The sequence below is a fragment of the Kitasatospora sp. NPDC053308 genome (assembly GCF_055585785.1).
This window is the reverse complement of sequence record NZ_JBVJJY010000005.1, coordinates 41751-62990: the sequence shown is the minus strand read 5'-3', so window position 1 is coordinate 62990 and position 21240 is coordinate 41751. Positions and strand designations below refer to the sequence as shown.

The window sequence follows — 21240 nt, the reverse complement described above, 5'->3', positions numbered from 1 at the left end:
CGCAGCCTACTCCCGCGCGCAGGCGCACGGTAAAGCCGCAGGTAGCGGTCTGGTCACGGTCCTGTACGAAGTCTGTCGCGAGGGCGTGCCGGTGAGTGCGGAGGGCCGTCGGAGTGCCGTTCGACGGTGTTTCCGCGGATGTCCGGCGGCCGGGGCGGTGCGGACACGGAACGGTCTCCGGATCCTTAACGGAACCGTAAGCCGTCGGTTCCGTGCTTGACGACCCCCAATGGTCTAGTCCAGCTTGTGATCCGGGACGGAACAGCCCCCCTCGTCCTCCTCCCCCAGGCTCATCGCGGACGCAACAGCCCTCCCCCACACGCGGCCGCCGCGCCCCCCACCGCGGCGGCCGCTCCACCCCCAGGAGCGTCACCCCCATGGCCCGTACGCTGAACCAGGCCGCGCACAAGCGCCGGCGCAGCCCCCTCCCGGCCGTCGCGGCCGGTGCCACCGCCCTCGCCCTGGCCGGCGGCGGCCTCACCCTCTTCGCCGGCGGCGCGGGCGCCGCGGTCGGCAACCTGGTCACCAACGGCGGCTTCGACGGCGGTCTGGGCGGCTGGAGCTGCACCGGCGCCGCGACCACCGTCTCCGCTCCGGTCCACTCCGGCGCCGGCGCCCTGCAGGCCACCCCGGGCGCCGGCGACACCGCCGAGTGCACCCAGACCATCAGCGTGCTGCCCAACACCAGCTACACGTTGAGCGCGTGGGTGCAGGGCCCGTACGTCTACCTCGGCGCGCGCGGCACCGGCGGCACCGACCCGTCCACCTGGTCGAACCAGAACAGCTGGAACCAGCTCTCCACCACCTTCACCACCGGGGCGAGCGCCACCAGCGTCACCGTCTACCTGCACGGCTGGTACGGCCAGGGCGCCTACCTCGCCGACGACGTCGCGCTGGTCGGCCCGGGCGGCACCGGCACGCCCTCGCCGACCGCGACCCCCACCGCCACGCCCACCGCCACCGCCTCCCCGACGGCGACCGCCTCCCCGACGGCGACGGCCACCCCCACCGCGACGCCGACGCCCACGGCCACCTACACCCCGCCGGCCACCGGCCTGCCGGCCCACGTGGTCACCGGCTACTGGCAGAACTTCGACAACGGCTCCACCCCGCAGCGCCTGAGCGACGTCCAGAGCGCGTACGACATCATCGCGGTCTCCTTCGCCGACGCCGTGCCGACCCGGACCGGCGCGATCAGCTTCACCCTCGACCCGGGCCTGTCCAAGGCGCTCGGCGGCTACACCGACGCGCAGTTCCGGGCCGACATCAAGGCCAAGCAGGCGGCCGGCAAGAAGGTCGTCCTCTCCATCGGCGGCCAGAACGGCGCGATCAGCGTCGGGGACGCCACGGCCGGCGCCAACTTCGCCGACAGCGCAGCCGCGATCCTCAAGGACTACGGCTTCGACGGCATCGACGTCGACCTGGAGAACGGCGTCCAGCCCGGCCCGCTCGCCGACGCGCTGCACTCGTTGCAGGCGAAGGCCGGCTCCGGCTTCGTGCTGACCATGGCGCCCGAGACGATCGGGATGTACAGCACCGCCGGCGCCTACTTCCAGCTGGCGCTGAAGACCAAGGACATCCTGACCGTCGTCAACACCCAGTTCTACAACTCGGGCGGCATGAACGGCTGCGACGGCAAGGTCTACAACCAGGGCACCATCGACTTCATCACCTCGCAGGTCTGCACCCACATCCAGGGCGGCCTGCGGCCGGACCAGGTCGGCATCGGCGTCCCGGCCTCGGCCAAGGCGGCGGGCGGCGGCTACGTCTCGCCGACCGTGGTGAACAACGCGCTGGACTGCCTGGCCACCGGCAACAACTGCGGCAGCTTCGTGCCGCCGGCCAAGTGGCCCGCCATCCGCGGCGCGATGACCTGGTCGACCAACTGGGACGCCAACAACGGCAACGCCTTCTCCTCCACGGTCGGCCCGTTCGTCCACAAGATGCCCTGAGGCGTCAGGGCGGGCCTCATGCGTAACTCCCCCCGGCGCGCCGCTCCTTGAGGGTGGGGCTCGCGCGCCGGCGGAGGGGCCCGTCGTACCGGAGCCGGTACGACGGGCCCCTCCGTCATCCGGCCAGGACCGCGACGAGGGAGCCGAGCAGCAGGAACGGGCCCACCGGGACGGCGAGTCCGCGCACCGGACGGCGCCGGACCAGGGCCGCGGCGGCCCGCAGGGTGGCCCACAGCCCGGCGAGCACCACCGCGGCGAACAGCCCGCCGAACGCCACCGACCAGCCGTACCAGCCGAGCAGACCGCCCAGGGCGAACCCGAGCGGGGAGTCGCCCGGGCCCAGCGCCCGGGCCCAGACGGCGAGTTCCAGCAGCGCCCCGACGGTCAGCGCGACCAGCAGGCAGCGCAGCAGCACCCCGGGGTGCCCCTCGGCCAGGGCCGCCACCACCAGTAGCACGGCCACCCCGGCGAGCAGGGCCAGGTTCAGCAGGTGCGGCAGCCTGTGCACCCGCCCGTCCACGAAGCCGAGCGCCACGCCGAGTGCGCCGGCCCAGCCCAGGGCCATCGTCTGCGGACCGTCCGCCGCGGACGCCAGTGCGAGGGCGACGGCCACCGCGACCGCCTCCACCGTCCCGGCGCCGGCGCCCAGCCGGCCCCGGCAGCCCGGGCAGCGCCCGGTCGGCGGCAGCAGCCGCACCGTCCGCCCGCACAACGGGCAGGCCCCGCACCAGGGTTCGCCCTCGGGCACGGCGAAGTAGGCGATCAGCCCGCGCAGCGGCGCAGCCACCAGGAGACCGACCAGCACCGCCACGACCGCTACCACCGGCGCACCCTCCTCGATCCGGAACCCGGCGCCGACCCGAACCGGCGTCGGCCCGCGCGCCCGGCCCACCGGACGCGACGCGCACATCCTCCCGCGCGCGGGCGGGCCGGCGGTGTGCCGTCCGTCTCGTTCCGCCCGGGTTCCGCGTGGCGCTCCTCGCGTACGGGAGCATTCCGGACATTCGGCCACCGGTTTGGAAGGTCTCCGCTCGCCCCCGCCTGCCGTTCCAAGGAGGGCCCTTCGGGCCCTTTCACCCGGTCCTCCGGACACCCCACGCGCGGCCCCGGCGTACCCCTAAAGTAGGCAGACATGCAGGTCATCCAGTCCAGCAAGCTCGCCAATGTCTGCTACGACATCCGCGGCCCGGTACTCGACGAGGCGATGCGGCTGGAGGAACAGGGCCACCGCATCCTCAAGCTCAACACCGGCAACCCCGCCACCTTCGGTTTCGAGGCGCCCCCGGAGATCCTCCAGGACATCCTGCGCAACCTCGCGAACGCGCACGGGTACGGCGACTCCAAGGGCCTGCTCTCGGCCCGCCGCGCGGTCGTCATGCAGTACGAGGACCGCGGGCTGCACGGCCTCTCCGTCGACGACGTCTTCCTCGGCAACGGGGTCTCCGAGCTGATCCAGCTGGCCATGACCGCCCTGCTCGACGACGGCGACGAGGTGCTCGTCCCGGCGCCGGACTACCCCCTGTGGACGGCTTCGGTCTCGCTGGCCGGCGGCACCGCGGTGCACTACCGCTGCGACGAGCAGTCCGAGTGGTACCCGGACCTCGCCGACATCGAGTCCAAGGTCACCGACCGCACCCGGGCCATCGTGGTGATCAACCCGAACAACCCGACCGGCGCGGTCTACCCGCGCGAGGTCCTGGAGGGCATCGTCGAGATCGCCCGCCGGCACGACCTGGTGGTCTACGCGGACGAGATCTACGACAAGATCCTCTACGACGACGCCGAGCACATCCCGCTGGCCACGCTGGCCCCGGACCTCTTCTGCGTCACCTTCAACGGCCTGTCCAAGGCCTACCGCGTCGCGGGCTTCCGCTCCGGCTGGATGGTGCTGTCCGGCGACCGGCACCGGGCCCGCAGCTACATCGAGGGCCTCACCGTGCTCGCTTCGATGCGGCTGTGCGCCAACATGCCCGCCCAGCACGCGGTGGCCGCCGCGCTCGGCGGCCGGCAGTCGATCCGCGACCTGGTGCTCCCCGGCGGCCGCCTGCTCGCCTCGCGCGACGCCGCGTACGAGCTGCTGAACCAGATCCCGGGGGTCAGCTGCGTCAAGCCCAAGGGCGCCCTGTACGCGTTCCCGCGGCTGGACCCGAAGGTCCACAAGATCAAGGACGACGCCCAGATGGTCCTCGACCTGCTGCGCTCCCAGCGCATCCTGCTGGTCCAGGGCACCGGCTTCAACTGGCCCGAACCGGACCACTTCCGGCTGGTGACGCTCCCCCGGGCGGAGGAGATCACCGACGCGGTGACCAGGATCGGCGACTTCCTCGGCGGCTATACGCAGCCTTGACCTGCCCTTTGGTCACGGATGGACGACCGGACCGTAGGATTCCGGCGCGTCGGCGGCCCGGGTTCCTCCCCGGTCCGTAGGGGGGACGGGCCGACCGGCGATGTGCCGGGGCCCGGGCCGACGCGGACACCGAGGCGCCCGACGCCCCGGAAGGCTCCGCTCCCCTGCCCTACTTCTCCGCAAGGGACCGGTCCGTCTTGACCATCCGCATTCCGCTCACCCGCGCCCGCGCCGCCGCGGCCGTCTCGGTCGCCGCCATCGCGCTGACCACCGCCCTGCCGGCCACTCCCGCGTCCGCCTACAACGGCGGCTTCCGCACCCCGACGTCGAGCACCATCGTGAACGCCCACTCCGGCATGTGCCTGGAGATCGCCGACTGGCGCACCGACGACGGCGCCCCGGCCCGCCAGTGGGACTGCACCGGCGGCGCCAACCAGCGGTGGGACTACGTTCCCGACAGCGGCGGCTTCCGCCTGGTGAACCGCAACTCGGGCAAGTGCCTGGAGATCGCCGACTGGAGCCGGGACCTCGGCGCCCCGGCCCGCCAGTGGGACTGCACCGGCGGCTGGAACCAGCACTGGAACTACGCCGGCTCGATCGGCTCGCGCAACGAGCTCGGACTGGCCAACCTCAACTCGGCCCTCCTGCTGGAGATCGCCGACTGGCGCACCGACGACGGCGCCCCGGCCCGCCAGTGGCGGGGGTCGACGGTGGACGTCCCGCAGGGCAACCAGGCGTGGATCACTGCCATCACCCGGCTCTGATCACTCCGGTGCGGCAGCACGGGCGGTAGAGCACCACGGGCGGTAGAGCACTACGGCCGGAGTCCCGGCCGGACGATCTCCTTGGTCGGGGGAAGACCGTCCGGCGGAACTCCGGCCGTCCTGTCGCTCGGCGGACGCGCGGTTCGTGCCGCGCGTCCGCCTTTCGCTCGGTCGAGGCTCAGGCTCAGCCGAGGCGCGCGACGAGGTTCCGGTACTCGTCCCACAGCTCCTTCGGGGTGTGGTCGCCGAAGGTCTCCAGGTGGGCCGGCACGAGGGCGGCCTCCTGGCGCCAGATGTCGGCGTCCACGGTGAAGAGCAGGTCGAGGTCCTCCTGGGACAGCTTCAGGTCGCCGAGGTCGAAGCCCTCGACCGTCGGCAGCACGCCGATCGGGGTCTCCACGCCCTCGCCGGTGCCCTCCAGGCGCTCGACGATCCACTTGAGCACGCGGCTGTTCTCGCCGTAGCCCGGCCAGACGAACGTGCCCTCGGCGTTCTTGCGGAACCAGTTGACGTAGTAGATCTTCGGCAGCTTGGCGGGGTCGGCCTGGGCGCCGACCTTCAGCCAGTGGGCGAAGTAGTCGCCCATGTTGTAACCGCAGAACGGCAGCATCGCGAACGGGTCGCGGCGCAGCTCGCCCACGGTGCCCTCGGCGGCGGCGGTCTTCTCGGAGGCGATGTTGGCGCCGAGGAAGACGCCGTGCTGCCAGTCGAAGGACTCGGTCACCAGCGGGACGGCGGTGGCGCGGCGGCCGCCGAACAGGATCGCCGAGATCGGCACGCCCGCCGGGTCCTCCCACTCGGGGGCGATGGTCGGGCACTGCGCGGCCGGGACGGCGAAGCGGGCGTTCGGGTGGGCGGCCGGGGTGCCGGACTCGGGGGTCCAGTCGTTGCCGCGCCAGTCGGTCAGGTGCGCCGGGGGCTCCTCGGTGAGGCCCTCCCACCACACGTCGCCGTCGTCGGTGAGGGCGACGTTGGTGAAGACGGTGTTGCCCCAGAGGGTGTCGATGGCGTTGGCGTTGGTGTCCACGCCGGTGCCGGGGGCGACGCCGAAGAAGCCGGCCTCGGGGTTGATGGCGTACAGGCGGCCGTCGGCGCCGAAGCGCATCCAGGCGATGTCGTCGCCGATCGTCTCGACCTTCCAGCCCGGGATGGTCGGCTGGAGCATGGCCAGGTTGGTCTTGCCGCAGGCGGACGGGAAGGCGGCCGCGACGTACTTGGGCTCCGCCTCGCCCGTGGGGCCGGCCGGCGGGGTGAGCTTCAGGATCAGCATGTGCTCGGCCAGCCAGCCCTCGTCGCGGGCCATGGTCGAGGCGATGCGCAGCGCGTAGCACTTCTTGCCGAGCAGGGCGTTGCCGCCGTAGCCCGAGCCGAAGGACCAGATCTCCCTGGTCTCCGGGAAGTGCGAGATGTACTTGGTGCTGTTGCACGGCCACGGCACGTCGGCCTCGCCCTCGGCGAGCGGGGCACCCACGGTGTGCACGGCCTTGACGAAGTCGCCGTCCTCGCCCAGCTGGTCCAGCACGGCCTGGCCCATGCGGGTCATCACCCGCATGGAGACGGCGACGTAGGCGGAGTCGGTGATCTCGACGCCGTACGCGGCCAGCGGGGAGCCGACCGGGCCCATCGAGAAGGGCACGACGTACATCGTGCGGCCCTTCATCGCGCCGCGGAACAGGCCCTGCTCGCCCTGGAAGACCTCGCGCATCTCGGCGGGGGCCTTCCAGTTGTTGGTCGGGCCGGCGTCCTCCTCCTGCTCGGAGCAGATGTAGGTGCGGTCCTCGACGCGCGCCACGTCCGTCGGGTCCGAGGCGGCGTAGTAGGAGTTGGGGCGCTTGTCCTCGTCGAGCTTCTTGAAGGTGCCCTGAGCCACCAGCAGGTCCGCGAGGCGCTGGTACTCCTCGTCGGAGCCGTCACACCACTCGATGCGGTCCGGCTGGGTGAGCTCGGCGATCTCGCTCACCCAAGCCAGCAGCTGCTTGTGGTGGGTGGGCGCGGATGCGCTGAGAGCAGAGATCTCGTACGACACGATCGCTCCGTTTCACGCCATCTCGGCGAAGAGAGGGCGTTGCGGGGGTCTGAGGGTGCTTGCAGCGTAGCTCCGGCCTCAAGGCCGGAACGCCCCGCGGAGTCGAAATTGACGCATCCTTTACTACAGTAAGTACGATTACTGGCCGGTAATAGGTCGCTCACGTCCCGGACGGAGTGCGCGGCGCCACACTGCGAATACTCCAAAACGTCCAAGAGTGATGATCGCCACTTCCTACGCGCCAGTAACCTACGCGTGCGTAGGTAGCCGGTAGCATGCTGCGCATGACTGCTGCTGTGCTCGCTGAGAGCCTCGCGGAGGGCCCTGCCGAGAACGGGGAGAGCAAGCCGAAGTGGCGCGGCTGGTTGCACGCGGGGATGTTCCCCGCCACGGTGGCCGCCGGGATCGTCCTGATCTGCCTCGCCGACTCCACACCCGCCAAGATCGCCTGCGCGATCTACTCGGTCAGCGCCTGGCTGCTGTTCGGGGTCAGCGCGGTGTACCACCGCTTCAGCTGGGGACCGCGCGGCGACGCCGTGCTGCGCCGGCTCGACCACGCGAACATCTTCCTGATCATCGCGGGCACCTACACGCCGTTCACGATGCTGCTGCTCAAGGGCACCAGCCAGCAGCTGCTGCTCTGGGCGGTCTGGGGCGGCGCGCTCGCCGGGATCGCGTTCCGGGTCTTCTGGGTCGGCGCGCCGCGCTGGCTGTACACGCCGGTGTACATCGCGCTGGGCTGGGCCGCGGCGTTCTTCCTGCCGGACTTCCTGCACACCGGCGGGGTCGCCGTACTGGTGCTGATGATCGTCGGCGGGGTGCTCTACAGCATCGGAGGCGTGGTGTACGGGCTCAAGCGGCCCGACCCCTCACCGCGCTGGTTCGGCTTCCACGAGGTGTTCCACGCCTTCACCCTGGGAGCCTTCATCGTGCAGTACGTCGGTGTCTCACTGGTGGCGTACAGCACGGCCGGCTGAACCCGGCGCACCACGACGGGCGGTCGAACGGTCCACGGACCGGGCGGCCGCCCGTTCCGCCGTCCAGGGGCGCTCGTACGGTGTCCGGCCCTGCGGGCGGCGCGCGTACGGAGCGTGGTCGGCCGACCCGGGCTCGGGCTGCGGGGCGGCCTCCCGGCGCCCCTCGCCCCCCACCGGGCCCCCGTGCTCCGTACGGCCGCCCTGCTCCGCGCGCCCACCGGGCTCCACGTACCCCCCGCGCGCCTGCCGGGCGTCCAGCGCCTCGCGGGCCCGGCGGCAGCGCTCGCAGTGCGCGGCGTCCGGCATGCCCCGGGCCGGACGGTGCCGGGCCGGGGACGGCCGCCCGTGCAGGGCCCGCCAGCGGCGGCCGACATAGACCATGAGCAGCAGGGTCTCGACCCCGGCGACCCCCAGGACCAGCGCGGCGCCGTTGATCAGATAGGCCGCGACCACGGCCAGCGCGGAGGCCACCACCGCCGCCGCACCCCACACCTGGGCACTCGCCCGCCTGTCGTCCGCGTCAGCCACTTCGGCTCCCCTTTCCCCGGTGCCGGGCTCGTGGTCGGCTCCTGCCGCCCCACCCCTTCTCCGCTCTCGGCACGCGTCGGCCCGCACTGACCGATTGCCACATGGTATCTACCGACAGTCACCCGCCACCGCCCTCGGGCGGCGAACGACAGATCAACGTTGCGTCAATTCCATGTGCGGAAGCGGCACTTCCAGGACACGTCACAGAACGTGAGGGAACTTCGGCGGTGTCACCGTGTTGACGGTCGCCATCTTCCGGGGGTCACCGTCGCGGCGGTCTCGGCGGCGCTGGTCGCGGCGTGGATGCCGGCGATGCCCGCGGACACCCCGGCCGCCGACGGAGATCCCGGACAGCCGGGGGCATGACTCCCCAACGGCCGACCGCGGCCCCTCCGGACGTCCCCGCCCCGGAAGCCCGACGCCGGGACGCCCCCTGCTTCGGGCGTCCCGGCGTCCGGTCCGGGCTTCGGGCGTCCCGGCCGATCCCGTGCAGGCGATGCCGGTGTCCGTGAGCCCCGGGTGGGCCCCGCCGAGGCTCAGCCTCCAGGCCGGCCCGAGCCCCGGTGGGCCCCGCCGAGCCCCGGTACCCCCCCGCGGCGGGAAAAGCCGCGGGGCCCGGCCCGTTCGGCCGGGCCCCGCGGCCCCTTCACCCGCGGCGGACGCCCGTCCTCCGCCGCAGGACGGCGCCCGCGCCCACCAGCGCGGTGGCGCCCAGGGCCGCGACCGCCGTCACGGCCGGCAGCACCTGGCCACCACCGGCCGCCGGCTCCGGCGCGGCCACCGGCCGAGCGGCGCCGGCGGCACCCGCAGCACCCGCGGTGTCCACCTGGTAGCCGCCGCCCTCGCCCGCCCGGTCGTACGCCGAGCCGGGCAGCTTGTCCCCGTACCGCTGGTGCACCAGCTGCTGGTACGCCGCCAGCGACACCCCGCCGGTGCCCACCGAGCGCCGGGCCTCGTCGTCCAGCGGGAGCACCCGACCGTCGCGCAGCACGTACCAGGCGTTGACCTGCGGTTCGCGGAACGCGGTGCCGCCGCCGCTCGCCGCCTTCGCCGCGTAGTCGCTCTCGTCGCCGCCCGAGGCGATGTTCACGACCCGCCAGGCGTCGCCCTGCCGGACGGTCCAGACCGAGGCGGTCTGCCCGTCCGCCGCCACCACCGTGCTGGCGGTGAACTCGGCCTTCGCCACCGGTGCGCCCGGGGTGCCGGCCACGAAGCCGGCGTCCAGCACGTACACCGGCACGGTGTCGCCGGCCAGCCGCGGCGCGGACGCGCTCGCCGCCCGCGCCTCCTCGGCGGCGCCGATGGTCAGCTGCTGGGTCGGCGGGACGCCCTTGCGGGCGAAGAAGTGGCCGACCTTGTCCAGGACGGCCGGGTCCTGGACGGCGCTGCGGGCCTGCGCCAGTTCGGCGGCGGGCACCGGAGCGGGGGCCTGGGCGGGGGCCTGCGCAGGCACCTGGGCGGGGGCCTCGGCCAAGGCCTGGGTGCCGGCCGACGCGGGCGCGTCGGCGTGCGCGGCCGGGGCGAGCGCCAGCGCGAGACCGGCGGTGAGCAGGGCGCCGGCGGCGGCCCGACGGAGGTTACGGCTCTCGGTCATGGTCGCCCTCACGCGCCGATCCGGTACAGGGAGTGGGTCCACGAGAACGTGTCGTTGTTCACGTAGTACCAGTAATCCGCCCAGTTGTAGCGGTAGTTGGAGGGCCACGGGTCTCCCCAGTAGACCCAGTTGTTCCCGGTGTCGTAGCCGTACAGGACGTGCATGTGCCCGCCGCCCGAGCTCCACTGGATGCGGGTCTCGATCGGCCGGTTGGCGTCCACCTCGGCCTGCACGGTGCTGTAGCGCAGGTAGCCGGTGACGTACGAGCCCGGGTTGATCCCGACCCGGTCGAACCCGTTCTGCACGTCGCCCAGCGTGGCCTGGCTGTTGGGGCAGCTGGAGGTGCCGGCGCGGCCGAACGCGGCGTTGCAGAACTGGTTCTGGCTGTAGTTGTAGCCGAACCAGGTGGCGATGGTGTTCCCGCTCGCCGCCCAGCACCAGTTGGTCTGCTGTTGCTGCTGCATGGTGATGTTGAGCTTCTTGTACGTGCCGGCCAGATCGGCCGTGCTGCCGGGCGCGGCGGCCTGGCGCACCTGGTGCGGGGCCCGGTCCGCCGTGGGGGCGGCGATCGCGGGCGCGGCCACTGCCGCCGTGAGCGTCGGCCCGAGCACGCCGAGGGCGAGCAGCGAGACGGCACGGCGCAGCCGTATCCGTGGAACTGGCATGTGGGGATGCCTCCTTGCGCGAATGGAGCGAGGTGCTGTGGGGGGCGCGGTCCGGATCGCGTCCCGAGCATCGCGCCGCTTCCCGAAGGCGGTCAACGGGCTTCGCGACGACCCGAGTCGAGGTGTGAATGCCCGGGCGGGGGTGTGAACGGCGCGCCGGAAACCCCCGCGCAGCAGGCGTGGACCGGTGACAAACCGCCGCACCGATGTGAATATTCACGGTCAAAAGCCGGTCCGCCCGCCCCGCCCCGTCCGCCAGGAGACCGCCATCCACCGGAGCGACCCAGCCGACCTCGCCGCCGCCCTGCGCACCGGCCCGTTCCACCTCGCCCTGCGCACCGCCATCACCGCCCGCGGCCTCGCACTGCACCGGATCCGCCACCGGCTCGCCCTGCGCGGCGTGAACGTCGGCCTCACCAGCCTGAGTTACTGGCAACAAGGCCGCCGCCGCCCGGAACGGCCCGAGTCCCTGCGCGCCGTCGCCGCCCTGGAGGACGTCCTCGACCTGCCCGAGCACTCCCTGACCCGGCTGCTCGGCCCCCGCCGCGCCGCCGGACCGGCCCCGGCCGGCCCGCCCGTCCGGCCGTACCGGGACCTCATCTCCCCGGCCGCCGCCGTCGACGACCTGCTCACCGCACTCCCCGGGCCGCGCGACACCGGCCTGCACACCGTCACCCACATCGAGCGCATCCGGGTCGGCCCCGACCGCCAGCTGACCCGCCGCGACTCCCAGCACGCGCTGCGCGCCCACCGCGACGGCATCGACCGCTACCTCGCGCTCTACCAGGGCGACCCGGGCAGCGACATCGCGCTCGTCGGCGTCCGGGCCGAGGAGAACTGCCGCCCCGGCCGCATCCGCCGCGACCCGGCCCACCACCTGCTCGCCGCCGAACTCCTCCTCGACCGCCGGCTGCGCGCCGGCGACACCCACCTCCTCGGCTACGGCTTCGACGACGCGCCCTCCCCGGACCCGAGCTGCGAGTACGTCCGCGGCTTCAACTCCGGCGCCGGGCAGTACGTCCTCCAGGTCACCTTCCACCCGGACGCCCTCCCGGTGCGCTGCCACCGCTTCGCCCTCCACTCGCCGGGCGAGGCCCCGTACGAGACGGAGGAGCTGACCCTCGACGGACACCACTGCGTCCACCTGGTCGCCACCGCGCTGCGGCCGTGCATCCTGGGGATCCGCTGGGACTGGGAGTAGGGGCGGTCAGTGCGACCAGTACGGGTCGTCGAGGCCGGACGCGGGCTCGGGCCCGGTAGCGCGCGCCGCGGGCGCTTCACCCGCGCCGGCCCGTCAGCTCGACGTCACCGCTGCCGCTCACGATCGCCGCGATGTTGTCCAGCGAGGGTCCGCCGCGCCCGTTCAGGTACTTGGTGTGCGCGTCGATCGGATTGCCGCGGCTCCAGTCGTCGACGGTGAAGCGGTTCGCGCCGAAGTGCTTGCTGGACGGGTCCCGCCCGTACCAGCGCTCGTCCGGGTCCAGGCTGAACTTCGAGGGGGCGTGCGTCACGACGTCGTTGTCGGCGGCGCCGACCCAGACGTGGCCGGGCGGCAGACGGAGGTCGGAGGCCCTGTCCGCTCCCACACCTGGACTGCCGATGAAGACGACGTCGTCCGGAGGCGCGTCGTGCGAGCCCGGCCGGGTGGCGATCATGGTGGCCTGGCCCACCAGGTACGAACCGTAGCTGTGACCGACCGCGGTGAGGTGTGGGGGCCGCGTGCCGTCGTGCCCGGCCCTCACCCCGCTCAGGAACTTCGCGTACACCGGGGCACCGTCCTTGCCGGCCTTCGTCGACGCGGCCCCGAGGTCCATCCCCGGCGAGTCGTACCCGAGCCAGACGATGGAGGCGACGGAGTGGCCTGCCGGGGCCTTGCCGCTCGCGGCGCGGTAGAGGTTCAGCGCGTTCTCCGCCTCGTTGGTCCCGTCGTTCTCTCCCGGACCCAGGCTCGTCATGGTGGTGGTGATCCCCGGCACGTAGGCGGAGATGTCGGTGGCGGTGTCCGGGTTCCCGTACGACAGGATCGCCCGGCCCCGGCCTTCGCCGCCCAGACCGAGCAGGAAGACCGGCGGGTCTCCCGTGTGCTGCCGAAGGCGCGCGTCGATGGGCCCGTAGAGGGCGACCAGGTCCTTCTCCACGGCGTTCATCTCGTCCGGTTCCTTGGTCCTGACGGACTTCATCAGGGCTTCCAACCGGTCGCGGTTCACCGTGTCCCGCACTTCCGCCGGGATGCCGTCGAGGTTGCCGAGCACCTCCGGGTGGTGGCCGAGGAACCACCGCTGCCCCTCCGGGCCGAGGCCCTTCCACCAGCGGTTGACCTCCGTCGGAGCGGCGTCCTTGCCGGGCACGCCCCGCTGCCACATCGGGCCGCACGTGTCGCCGAACCGGTCCAGGTACACGTCGGCGGCGGCCGCCTTCTCGTCCAGGCCCGACCTGTCCCTGGCGTGCCCCGCGAACCTGTCGAGCGTGCCGGCCAGCGCGGTGTCGGCGTCGGCCGCGTCGGAGAGTGCCTTTCGGATCCGCTCGCCGATCTCCTCGGCGGCCGCCTTCCGCCTGGCCTCCCAGTCGGCGGCCTGGAACGGGCTGGTCGACGGGGGCCGGCTCACCGTGCCGCTGTCGCTGACCGGGAAGCCCTGGGCGCACGCGTCGGAGAGGGCCTGGACGAGCCGCCCCTGGGCCAGCGTCATGGCGTCGGCGCAGTCCCGGATCTCCTTGCCGATGAGGCCGAGTTCGGTCGTCGCCGCGCGCACCTTGCCGGTGATGCCGTCCAGCACCGGGATCGCGGCGTCGGCCGCCGGACCGCTCCACTGGGAGCCGTGCACCCGGTCCGCGGTGCCGCTCTTCCAGTCGGTGGCGTGCCGCGACATCGCCGTGGCCAGCGCGTCGTACTCGTCCGCCGCCGTGTAGAGGTCCGCCGGTACGGCGTCGCGCAGGCTCGCGATGTCCATTCCTGCCCCTGTGTGCTCCGTGTCCACCACGACACTCACCGCTACCATAGCGTCCGCGGCCGTCACGGATGCCAGGGGGAACCGATGGGTCAGGATCCGGGATTCACGGTGAAACCATGGGAGTTGACCGCCGCCGGGAACAGCGCGCTGGCAGTGGCCGGGAAAGTCCCCGACGAGACCGCGACGTTGACGGAGCCCAGCGCCAACGCGGCCGCGGGTCTCGCGGGTTGGCGGAGCGGGGCGGCACTGCAGCGGTGTGGCGCCGCCTGGAAGGCGCTGCTGGACGGGCTGGCGAACGACATGAAGGCGGCCGGGGGGAACCTGATCACCTGCGCGCGGACCTATCTGGACTCCGACCGGCTGCCGGTCCCCGCCGCGGCGGGGGCCACCGACCCCTTCGACACGAAGGCGGCCGGCCGGCACCCCGCCGAGGACGCGTAGGCCACCCGGGCCCCGCCCGGAGCGCGCAACCCCCGCTACGCCCGGAAGTCCAGGATCAGACAGTCCTCCACCGCCCGGTAGCCGATCTGCTGGTAGATCGAGTTGCTGATCGGGTTGGCGAGGTCGGTGTAGAGCAGCACCTCCTCGGCCCCCAGGGTGAGGACGTACGCGGAGGCCGCGGCCGTGACGGCGCTGCCGTACCCGCGGCCACGCAGTTCGGTGGGGGTGTAGACCGGTCCGATGCGGGACATCCCGGCGATCACCGGGCTGCTGCCGGCCAGCGCGACCGCGCGGCCGTCGTCCTCCCACAGGTGGAGCCCGCCGCCCGCGATCTTGTCGTCCACCGCCCGCGGCACGTCCGGCAGCATGACCTCGGCCTCGGCCAGGAACTCCTCGTACCAGCGGATCGCCAGCTCGCGGTCGGCCGGTGCGGCGAGCCGGTGGCGGCCCGCCGGCGGCCGCGGGGGATCGGTCAACTCGCCCAGGCGGTAGAGGCGTTCGTCGACCCGCACGGACTGCACGGTGCCGGTGGCCGCCGTCCAGGCCGCACCGAAGGCCCGGGCGGCGTCCGCCGACCCGCCGACCCCGGCCACCTCGGTGAACCCGGGCCCGGCGGCGGCCAGGGCGACCGCGAGCTCGGCGGCCGCGGCCGGCGGCATGCAGGAGAGCCGGGGGTCGAACGGCGGTGTCTGCAGGAAGGCGCCGCCGACCGGTGCGCCGTCCGCGGGCCGCCACCAGCCGAAGACCGGCGGACCGCCGAACACGTCCAGCCCGGCCTCGGCCAGCCGGTGCGCGATGGTGAGCAGGACGGTGTTCTCGGCGGGGCGGGCGGCCAGGAAGGCGCCCGCCTGCTCCCGGAAGTCGTCGAGCGAGGTGCTGAAAGTCCAGGTCATGGCCCATCCTCACCCGGTCCGCGCGCCCCCGCCAGCGATTATCCGGGCGCCCGCCGGTCCCCGCCGGTCCCCTGCCGTTCGCTCACCACGCGACCGCCGCTCGCCCGCTACTCGACCGCCGCGCCCAGCCGCTCCGCCAGCGCCGCCGGATCGGTGGTCGGCGCGTCGCAGGCGAAGTGCCGGCAGACGTACGCCGCGGGCGCGCCGCCGACCAGCGGCCGGTCCGCCAGCAGCGGCACCTCGGTCTCCCCCGGCTCGCCCACCGCGACCACCGCGCCCGGCGCCGTCCCGAGCAGGGCCGCCCGCCGCAGCGCATCGGTGGCCGGGTCCCCGGCCGGGCCGACCACCGCCACCTCGCGCGGCCCGTCGAGCAGCGCCTCGGCGACGGCGAGGCCCCAGCCGATGAACCGCGGCGCCCGCCCGGCCAGCGCGCCGACCACGCCGAGGGCCCGCTCGGCGGCCGTCCGGTGCCGGTCGGAGCCGGTGTACGCGGCGTACGTGAGCAGGGCGCCGGCGGCGGCCGTCCAGCCGGACGGGGTGGCGTTGTCGGTCGGGTCCTGCGGGCGGCGGATCAGTTCCTCGGCGTCGTCGGCGGTGTCGTAGAGCGCTCCGGAGGCCTCGTCGGTGAAGTGCTTGAGGACGGTGTCCAGCAGGCCGCCGGCCAGTTGCAGCCACTCCGCCTCGCCGGTGACGGCGTACAGCGCGAGGAAGCCCTCGGCGGTGTCCGCGTAGTCCTCCAGCACTCCGGCGTTGGCGCCGGCCCGGCCGTCCCGGGAGGTGCGCAGCAGCCGGCCGTCGGGGGTGAGGTGGACGGCGAGCAGCAGGTCGGCGGCGCGCTCGGCGGCCTCGACCAGGTCGGGCCGTTCCAGCAGGGCGCCGGTCTCGGCGAGCGCGGCGATGGCGAGGCCGTTCCAGGCGGCGACCACCTTGTCGTCCCGGGCCGGTGCGGGCCGGGCCGACCGCGCGTCGAGCATCCGGGCGCGGATCGTCTCGTACTCGGCGAAGTCCTCTGGCTCGGCGAGGAGTTGGAGGACGGACGTGCCGTGCTCGAAGGTGCCGTCGGCGGTGACGGTGAACAGCCGGGCGGCGGTGGCCGCGTCGGCCGGGCCGAGCAGGTCGACCAACTGGCCGGGCTCCCAGACGTAGTACGCGCCCTCGGCGGACTGCCCGGTCTCCTCGTCCAGGCTGTCGGCGTCCAGCGCGGAGGCGAACGCGCCCTCGGGCGTGCGGAGTTCGCGCAGCAGGAAGTCCGCGGTCGACAGGGCGACCCGCCGGGCGAGCGGGGAGCCGGTGGACCGCCACAGGTGCAGGTAGGCGCGCAGCAGCAGGGCGTTGTCGTACAGCATCTTCTCGAAGTGCGGCACCACCCAGCCGGCGTCCACCGAGTACCGGGCGAAGCCGCCGCCGAGCTGGTCGTGGATGCCGCCGCGGGCCATCGCCTCGCCGGTGCGCTCGGCCATCTCCAGCGCCGCCTGCGAACCGGTGCGCGCGTGGTGACGCAGCAGGAACTCGACCACCATGGCGGGCGGGAACTTGGGCGCGCCGCCGAAGCCGCCGCGGGCCTGGTCGAACTCCCGGCTGAGGGTCACCAGCGCCTGGTGCAGGTCCGCCTCACCGGGCGGGTTGTGGGCGCCGGCGGAGTACACGGCGGCCCGCTGGGCCAGGTCCGCCCGGATCCGCCCGGCGACCTCGGCCACCTCCTGCCGCCGGTCCCGCCAGGCGGCGTCGACGCCCTCCAGCACCTGCCGGAAGGACGGCATCCCGTGCCGGGGCTGCGGCGGGAAGTACGTGCCGAAGTAGAACGGCTCCTTGTCGGGCGTGAGGAAGACCGTCATCGGCCACCCGCCCTGCCCGGTCGCGGCCTGCACCGCCTCCATGTACACGGCGTCGACGTCCGGCCGCTCCTCCCGGTCCACCTTGACCGCGACGAAGCGCTCGTTCAGGTACCCGGCGAGCCCGGCGTCCTCGAAACTCTCGTGCGCCATCACGTGGCACCAGTGCATTAGTAGAAGCATAAGTGACAGGACGCATACCCCACCGAGAGGAAGATGGGTACGTCCCGCCGCTTAGCTTCATTCATCGCCTCCTCTCCCCATGGCCACCAATCCACCGGATTGGAAGCATGCTGGAGTAGATAGGGCGACTGCTCGTTAGCCAGTCGGTTCATAACGGCATCGTCGCACGTTTCGTTACGTTCGGCCTACGACATCAGCAACCCGGGGCCCTGCCGCCGGTGCGTCCATGAGCTGCCGGAGCGTCACCTGCCGGTCCCTAGACCGTTAAGCCACCGGAGCACATTGCCGCGCGGCCCGGAGCTGCGTGATGGCCAGGCCGGAAGCAGGTCCCTAGGAACTGGCTTCCCGCGGAAGGGATCAGCTGTGCGGGTGCGGGGCGTGAAGCACGCCTATGGGCATCGACAGGTGCTGTCGGGGGTCAGTCTTCAGTTGGAGCCCGGCGTGCTGGCGGGGATCGTCGGGGAGAACGGTTCGGGCAAGACCACGCTTCTGAGGATCCTCGCCGGTCATCTGCGGCCCGACCGGGGGACAGTCGAAATCGGCGGGAAGCTGGGATATTGCCCTCAGCTTGCTGTCTTGAATGAGTCTCTGACCGTCTCCCAGCACGTGCGCTACTTCCGCACGGCCTACCGGTTGCCGAGCACCGAGCGCCGATCGCACGAGGTGATGGAGGAACTCGGGCTCACCTCGTACGCGGACGTCACAGCGGATCGGCTGAGCGGGGGAACCCGGCAGAAGCTGAACCTGACGCTGGCGCTGATGCATGATCCGCAGGTCCTGCTCCTGGATGAGCCGTACCAGGGCTTCGATTGGGACACCTATCAGCGGTTCTGGGTCATGGCGTCCAGGCTGAGGGACGCGGGCCGCTCCGTCCTGGTCGTCACGCACCTCGCCCACGACACTCAGCACCTCGACGCCCTGTGGCGTCTGAGCGACGGTGCCCTGCACCGAGAGGAATCGGTTCTCCGGACGTGAGCAGCATGGAGCAGACCCTCACGACAGCCCGCTTCACCCTGACCGAGTACGTGCGCAACCGGTTCGCGATCCTTCTGGCCGCGGCGTTCGTTCCCGGCTGGAGCGCTATCACGTACGCCGTCACCTACACCACCGCCGTCCCCTTCCTGCTGCGCTCGGACGGGACGACGGTGCATGTCGCTGGGAACCGGTTGATGCAGCTGACCGGTGCCCTCAACGCGGTCGTCCTCATCATCGGATTCTTGATGTTCGCCGCGACCTTCACCAGCTACCCCTTCGACCACCGTCTGGCACTGGCCAGCTATTCGCGACCCCGCCTGGTTTTGGGCAAGCTCGTGGCGCTCGCACTGGCTTGCGCCCTGATCGCGACCTACGCCACCGCCGTGCTGTGCCTGTTCCACCCTCTCCCCCGACCGCAGGAGGTGGCGGCGGCACTGTTCATGGCGACCATGACCTACGGCGCCTTCGGGGTAACGCTGGGAACCGTGTTGCGGCGTGAGGTCACCGGCATGTTCGTCATCGTCATGATCAGCCTGGTCGACATCTCCCTGCAGACGCCGGTCGCCAGCGCGATCGCCGACCATCCGATGGTCGCTCTCCTGCCCAGCTGGGGCGCCGTTCAGGCCGCCGTCACTGCCACGTTCACGACCCATTCCGCTGCACCCGCGCTGGCCGCCCAAGGCCTGTGGTTGGCCGTGGCTGCCGCCGTGGCCGTGTCCGCCTTCCATCGCCGCACGCGCACCTCTCGCACCGTGCGCCCGAGTCTGGCTACAGCGGCCAGCGCACTTCCCCATGTGGCTGAGAACTCACGCGGGTAGGCATGGGTCGGGCAGCAGATGCGGCAGCCGCGGGTTCCGTGATCACCGTGCGCAGCCTGATCCCACGAGCTTGGGCCACTCACCATGGGAAGCGCCGCCCGCGGCGTCGCGGGCATCTCAGCTCTGCTGCTCATCGTTTGCCTGCTGTACGCCGTCCAGATCGTCCGCGTAGTGCTCGATCGCCCGCCGGTAGTCCCGCACCCGGGGGTCGTTGCTGGTGGCGGCCAGCGTTTTCAGCAACAGACTCACTGCCTCGCGACCTTCCCCAGCGTTGTACAGCGCCATGGCCAGGAAAGCGCACAGCGCCGCATCGTCCGGGAATTCTTCAAGCCCGTGCCGCAAGGTCTGCACGGCTGCCTTGTAGGAGCCCAGGACCCGGTGAGTGCTCCCCAGCCCGAGGAAAGCCCCATGGCGGTCCTCCGAAGACAGTCCCACACCAGTCAGGGCCCGCTCATAGAACGGCACGGCCTCGCGCTCCAAGCCGAGAACATCGTGTGCCCAGGCAGCCTGGTAGGCGATCTCGGCGTCCTCGGGATACCGCTCGGCCAGCGCCACCAATTGTTCTCGGGCTGGCCCAGCCTGACCCTGTTCCCGCAGCTGAACCGCTTGTTTCAGCGCCGCGGTCCTCCCCTGATCATTGCTCATGCCGCCCTACGGTGGCACACCGCCCTCTGATCGGCCAAGCATCGCTCATCCCACCAGCCGGACCATTCCGCGCGAGCCCTTAAGCCTTGGGACAGATGGGGTGTCGCCGTCCTCCGCACGGGTGGGCGGGCCGGTATGTGTGGGGCTGTTGCGCCGGCCGTAGTCCAGGGCGCCGAGCAGTTGACTCCAAGGTGCGTGGTACGTCCGGGTCCTGGTCCGTCGCAGTCGCGGCAGTCCAGGGTGGACCGCGTAAGTCGACCATCCTCCTGTGTGGTGGGCGGGCCCCAGTCGGGCGGTCAGCCCGAAGACTTCCGCCGGCACCGGCGAGCCGGTGGTGGGTTTGGCATCTGGGTTTCGTCCATGTCGCGGGCGCTTCCTTGTCTGATACCGACGCATACGGGGGTCAGTGCGGGGTTGCGGCTGTTTGCAGGCCGGTTTCGGCGTGGCGGGTGGTGGGGGCGGCGGTGGTGGCGGACTCGGTCCACAGGGAGTGGGGGTAGCGGTAGCGCAGGCTGCGGGACTGGTAGGTCCAGGTGCTGGCGACCAGGACGTCCAGGGCGGTGAGGTAGCGCGTGAGCGCGGTGGGCGAGCAGGGCTGGTCGTGGGGCAGGTCGTTGGCGCGGGTGCTGATGTGCCGGGACAGGGTGATGAACTCCTGGAGCATGTCGGCGACCATCCGGCCGGCGGCGGTCACCGCTTCCAGCATCCCGGTCTCGGGCCGGTTGAGGGCGACGACGCTGATGAGGTTGTTGCTGGAGCCGAGGTCGACGATCTCCTTCTCGAATCCGTAGACGTCGTTGCCGACAGCGGGGATCGCGGCGGCGAGGAAGACCAGGCGCTCCAGCGCGGTCGTGATGTCGCGCGGGCCTTGGAAGAGGTCGTCGAGGTAGACGCCGGCCGCGTACTCGGCCAGGCTCGTGCAGTAGAGCATGCCGGAGGTGCGGCAGCGTTGGCGCAGGTAGCCGAAGACCGAGGGCACGGCGCCGGTGGCGGCGATGCCGAGATCGGCGTGGGTGAGTTCGACCTGGTCGGTCCAGTGCTCCAGGAGGGACGCGAACCAGCGGGCGGGGGCGGCGGCGCGGATCTCCTGCAGAAGGCCCTGAAGGGCCTGGGCCTGGACGTTGGGGTGCGCGAGCGGTGCGTCAAGGTCCTGGCCCATGGCTGCCGCGGATTCGATCAGGTGCAGGCGGCCGTGGGGGTTCGCGCCGGGCAGGTCGCGGCCGAAGGTGTCGTTGAGGTACCAGTCCACAGTGGTGAGCTTGGTGATGTGGACCAGCGCACTCTCGGTGGCGTGGGCGTACATCCAGGACGGAGCCTGGACGACGTGGGGGGTGGTGGTCAGCCACATCTGGTGCTCGCGCATCCAGGCGTCCACCAGGCCGGAGACCAAGTGCATCGCGGGGTGGTGCTCGATGTGGGCGGTGTACTGCTGGAAGTCGACGCCGACGGGGCTGAGGAGGTCGTTGATCGACAGCTGTCCGGGCCCGTTTCGGGTGATGTACTCGCGGTACTGCTCGCGCAGGGTTTCCAGACGCTTGAGGTCGGCGGGTGTGCAGGGGCGCGGGTGGTCGTCGACACGGGTGAAGAACGGGTTCGCGGGCTGCGGCAGGGCGGTGGTCATCGGATGCTCATCCTCGAAGAGTCGGCTGGGC

General features: G+C 72.3%; 17 protein-coding genes and 1 pseudogene. 8 read left to right on the top strand and 10 right to left on the bottom strand.

Annotation, left to right across the window (positions count from 1 at the left end; translation table 11 throughout):
- Positions 1 to 377: 377 nt before the first annotated feature.
- Positions 378 to 1952, top strand: a complete 1575-nt coding sequence (locus tag ACZ6Y7_RS13650; protein ID WP_465758088.1) for a chitinase — start codon at positions 378 to 380, stop codon at positions 1950 to 1952.
- Positions 1953 to 2067: 115 nt separating this feature from the next.
- Here the strand turns inward: ACZ6Y7_RS13650 and ACZ6Y7_RS13645 are convergent, their stop codons facing one another.
- Entirely contained in the window at positions 2068 to 2775 is a 708-nt protein-coding gene (locus ACZ6Y7_RS13645; protein WP_465758087.1) for a prepilin peptidase, read from the bottom strand.
- Positions 2776 to 3084: 309 nt separating this feature from the next.
- Here ACZ6Y7_RS13645 and ACZ6Y7_RS13640 point away from each other — a divergent pair, with 309 nt between their 5' ends.
- A complete protein-coding gene (locus ACZ6Y7_RS13640; protein ID WP_465758086.1) occupies positions 3085 to 4299 on the top strand; it encodes a pyridoxal phosphate-dependent aminotransferase in 1215 nt (404 codons plus the stop codon).
- A 197-nt stretch (positions 4300 to 4496) separates the two neighbouring features.
- The gene (locus tag ACZ6Y7_RS13635) at positions 4497 to 5063 is read left to right on the top strand and encodes an RICIN domain-containing protein (RefSeq protein WP_465758085.1); all 567 of its coding nucleotides are present in this window, start codon (positions 4497 to 4499) and stop codon (positions 5061 to 5063) included.
- Positions 5064 to 5247: 184 nt separating this feature from the next.
- Here ACZ6Y7_RS13635 and ACZ6Y7_RS13630 read toward each other — a convergent pair whose 3' ends face one another.
- Positions 5248 to 7089, bottom strand: a complete 1842-nt coding sequence (locus ACZ6Y7_RS13630) for a phosphoenolpyruvate carboxykinase (GTP) (RefSeq protein WP_465758084.1) — start codon at positions 7087 to 7089, stop codon at positions 5248 to 5250.
- 284 nt (positions 7090 to 7373) lie between these two features.
- Between ACZ6Y7_RS13630 and trhA the strand changes: the two genes are divergently transcribed.
- Positions 7374 to 8066, top strand: coding sequence for a PAQR family membrane homeostasis protein TrhA (trhA, locus tag ACZ6Y7_RS13625; RefSeq protein WP_465758083.1), 693 nt, complete (start codon positions 7374 to 7376; stop codon positions 8064 to 8066).
- On the opposite strand, the gene ACZ6Y7_RS13620 is transcribed toward trhA, so the two are convergent.
- From ACZ6Y7_RS13620 to ACZ6Y7_RS13610, 3 genes are all read right to left on the bottom strand, one after another.
- Positions 8037 to 8594: a hypothetical protein gene (locus tag ACZ6Y7_RS13620; RefSeq protein WP_465758082.1), complete on the bottom strand. Its 558-nt coding sequence runs from the start codon at positions 8592 to 8594 to the stop codon at positions 8037 to 8039. The genes trhA and ACZ6Y7_RS13620 overlap by 30 nt on opposite strands.
- Before the next feature lie 646 nt (positions 8595 to 9240).
- On the bottom strand, positions 9241 to 10188 hold the full coding sequence (locus ACZ6Y7_RS13615) for a hypothetical protein (RefSeq protein WP_465758081.1): 948 nt from the start codon (positions 10186 to 10188) through the stop codon (positions 9241 to 9243).
- Positions 10189 to 10196: 8 nt separating this feature from the next.
- A complete protein-coding gene (locus ACZ6Y7_RS13610; RefSeq protein WP_465758080.1) occupies positions 10197 to 10853 on the bottom strand; it encodes a papain-like cysteine protease family protein in 657 nt (218 codons plus the stop codon).
- A gap of 268 nt (positions 10854 to 11121) precedes the next feature.
- On the opposite strand from ACZ6Y7_RS13610, the gene ACZ6Y7_RS13605 reads away from it, so the two are divergent.
- Entirely contained in the window at positions 11122 to 12054 is a 933-nt protein-coding gene (locus tag ACZ6Y7_RS13605; RefSeq protein WP_465758379.1) for a hypothetical protein, read from the top strand.
- Between the two features lie 76 nt (positions 12055 to 12130).
- Here the strand turns inward: ACZ6Y7_RS13605 and ACZ6Y7_RS13600 are convergent, their stop codons facing one another.
- On the bottom strand, positions 12131 to 13801 hold the full coding sequence (locus ACZ6Y7_RS13600) for an alpha/beta hydrolase (RefSeq protein WP_465758079.1): 1671 nt from the start codon (positions 13799 to 13801) through the stop codon (positions 12131 to 12133).
- Between the two features lie 84 nt (positions 13802 to 13885).
- Here ACZ6Y7_RS13600 and ACZ6Y7_RS13595 point away from each other — a divergent pair, with 84 nt between their 5' ends.
- Positions 13886 to 14242 (top strand): hypothetical protein, encoded by a 357-nt coding sequence (locus tag ACZ6Y7_RS13595; protein WP_465758078.1) that lies wholly within the window; start codon positions 13886 to 13888, stop codon positions 14240 to 14242.
- 35 nt (positions 14243 to 14277) lie between these two features.
- Here ACZ6Y7_RS13595 and ACZ6Y7_RS13590 read toward each other — a convergent pair whose 3' ends face one another.
- Both ACZ6Y7_RS13590 and ACZ6Y7_RS13585 read right to left on the bottom strand, forming a co-directional pair.
- Positions 14278 to 15135, bottom strand: coding sequence for a GNAT family N-acetyltransferase (locus tag ACZ6Y7_RS13590; protein WP_465758077.1), 858 nt, complete (start codon positions 15133 to 15135; stop codon positions 14278 to 14280).
- A gap of 107 nt (positions 15136 to 15242) precedes the next feature.
- A pseudogene (locus tag ACZ6Y7_RS13585) lies at positions 15243 to 17302 on the bottom strand (thioredoxin domain-containing protein).
- 211 nt (positions 17303 to 17513) lie between these two features.
- On the opposite strand from ACZ6Y7_RS13585, the gene ACZ6Y7_RS13580 reads away from it, so the two are divergent.
- Both ACZ6Y7_RS13580 and ACZ6Y7_RS13575 read left to right on the top strand, forming a co-directional pair.
- Positions 17514 to 18125, top strand: coding sequence for an ABC transporter ATP-binding protein (locus tag ACZ6Y7_RS13580; protein WP_465758076.1), 612 nt, complete (start codon positions 17514 to 17516; stop codon positions 18123 to 18125).
- Positions 18122 to 18943: an ABC transporter permease gene (locus ACZ6Y7_RS13575; RefSeq protein WP_465758075.1), complete on the top strand. Its 822-nt coding sequence runs from the start codon at positions 18122 to 18124 to the stop codon at positions 18941 to 18943. The genes ACZ6Y7_RS13580 and ACZ6Y7_RS13575 overlap by 4 nt, the downstream gene beginning before the upstream one ends.
- A 117-nt stretch (positions 18944 to 19060) precedes the next feature.
- Here ACZ6Y7_RS13575 and ACZ6Y7_RS13570 read toward each other — a convergent pair whose 3' ends face one another.
- Both ACZ6Y7_RS13570 and ACZ6Y7_RS13565 read right to left on the bottom strand, forming a co-directional pair.
- A complete protein-coding gene (locus ACZ6Y7_RS13570) occupies positions 19061 to 19588 on the bottom strand; it encodes a tetratricopeptide repeat protein (RefSeq protein ID WP_465758074.1) in 528 nt (175 codons plus the stop codon).
- A gap of 403 nt (positions 19589 to 19991) precedes the next feature.
- Positions 19992 to 21209: a terpene synthase family protein gene (locus ACZ6Y7_RS13565; protein WP_465758073.1), complete on the bottom strand. Its 1218-nt coding sequence runs from the start codon at positions 21207 to 21209 to the stop codon at positions 19992 to 19994.
- Positions 21210 to 21240: the final 31 nt, after the last annotated feature.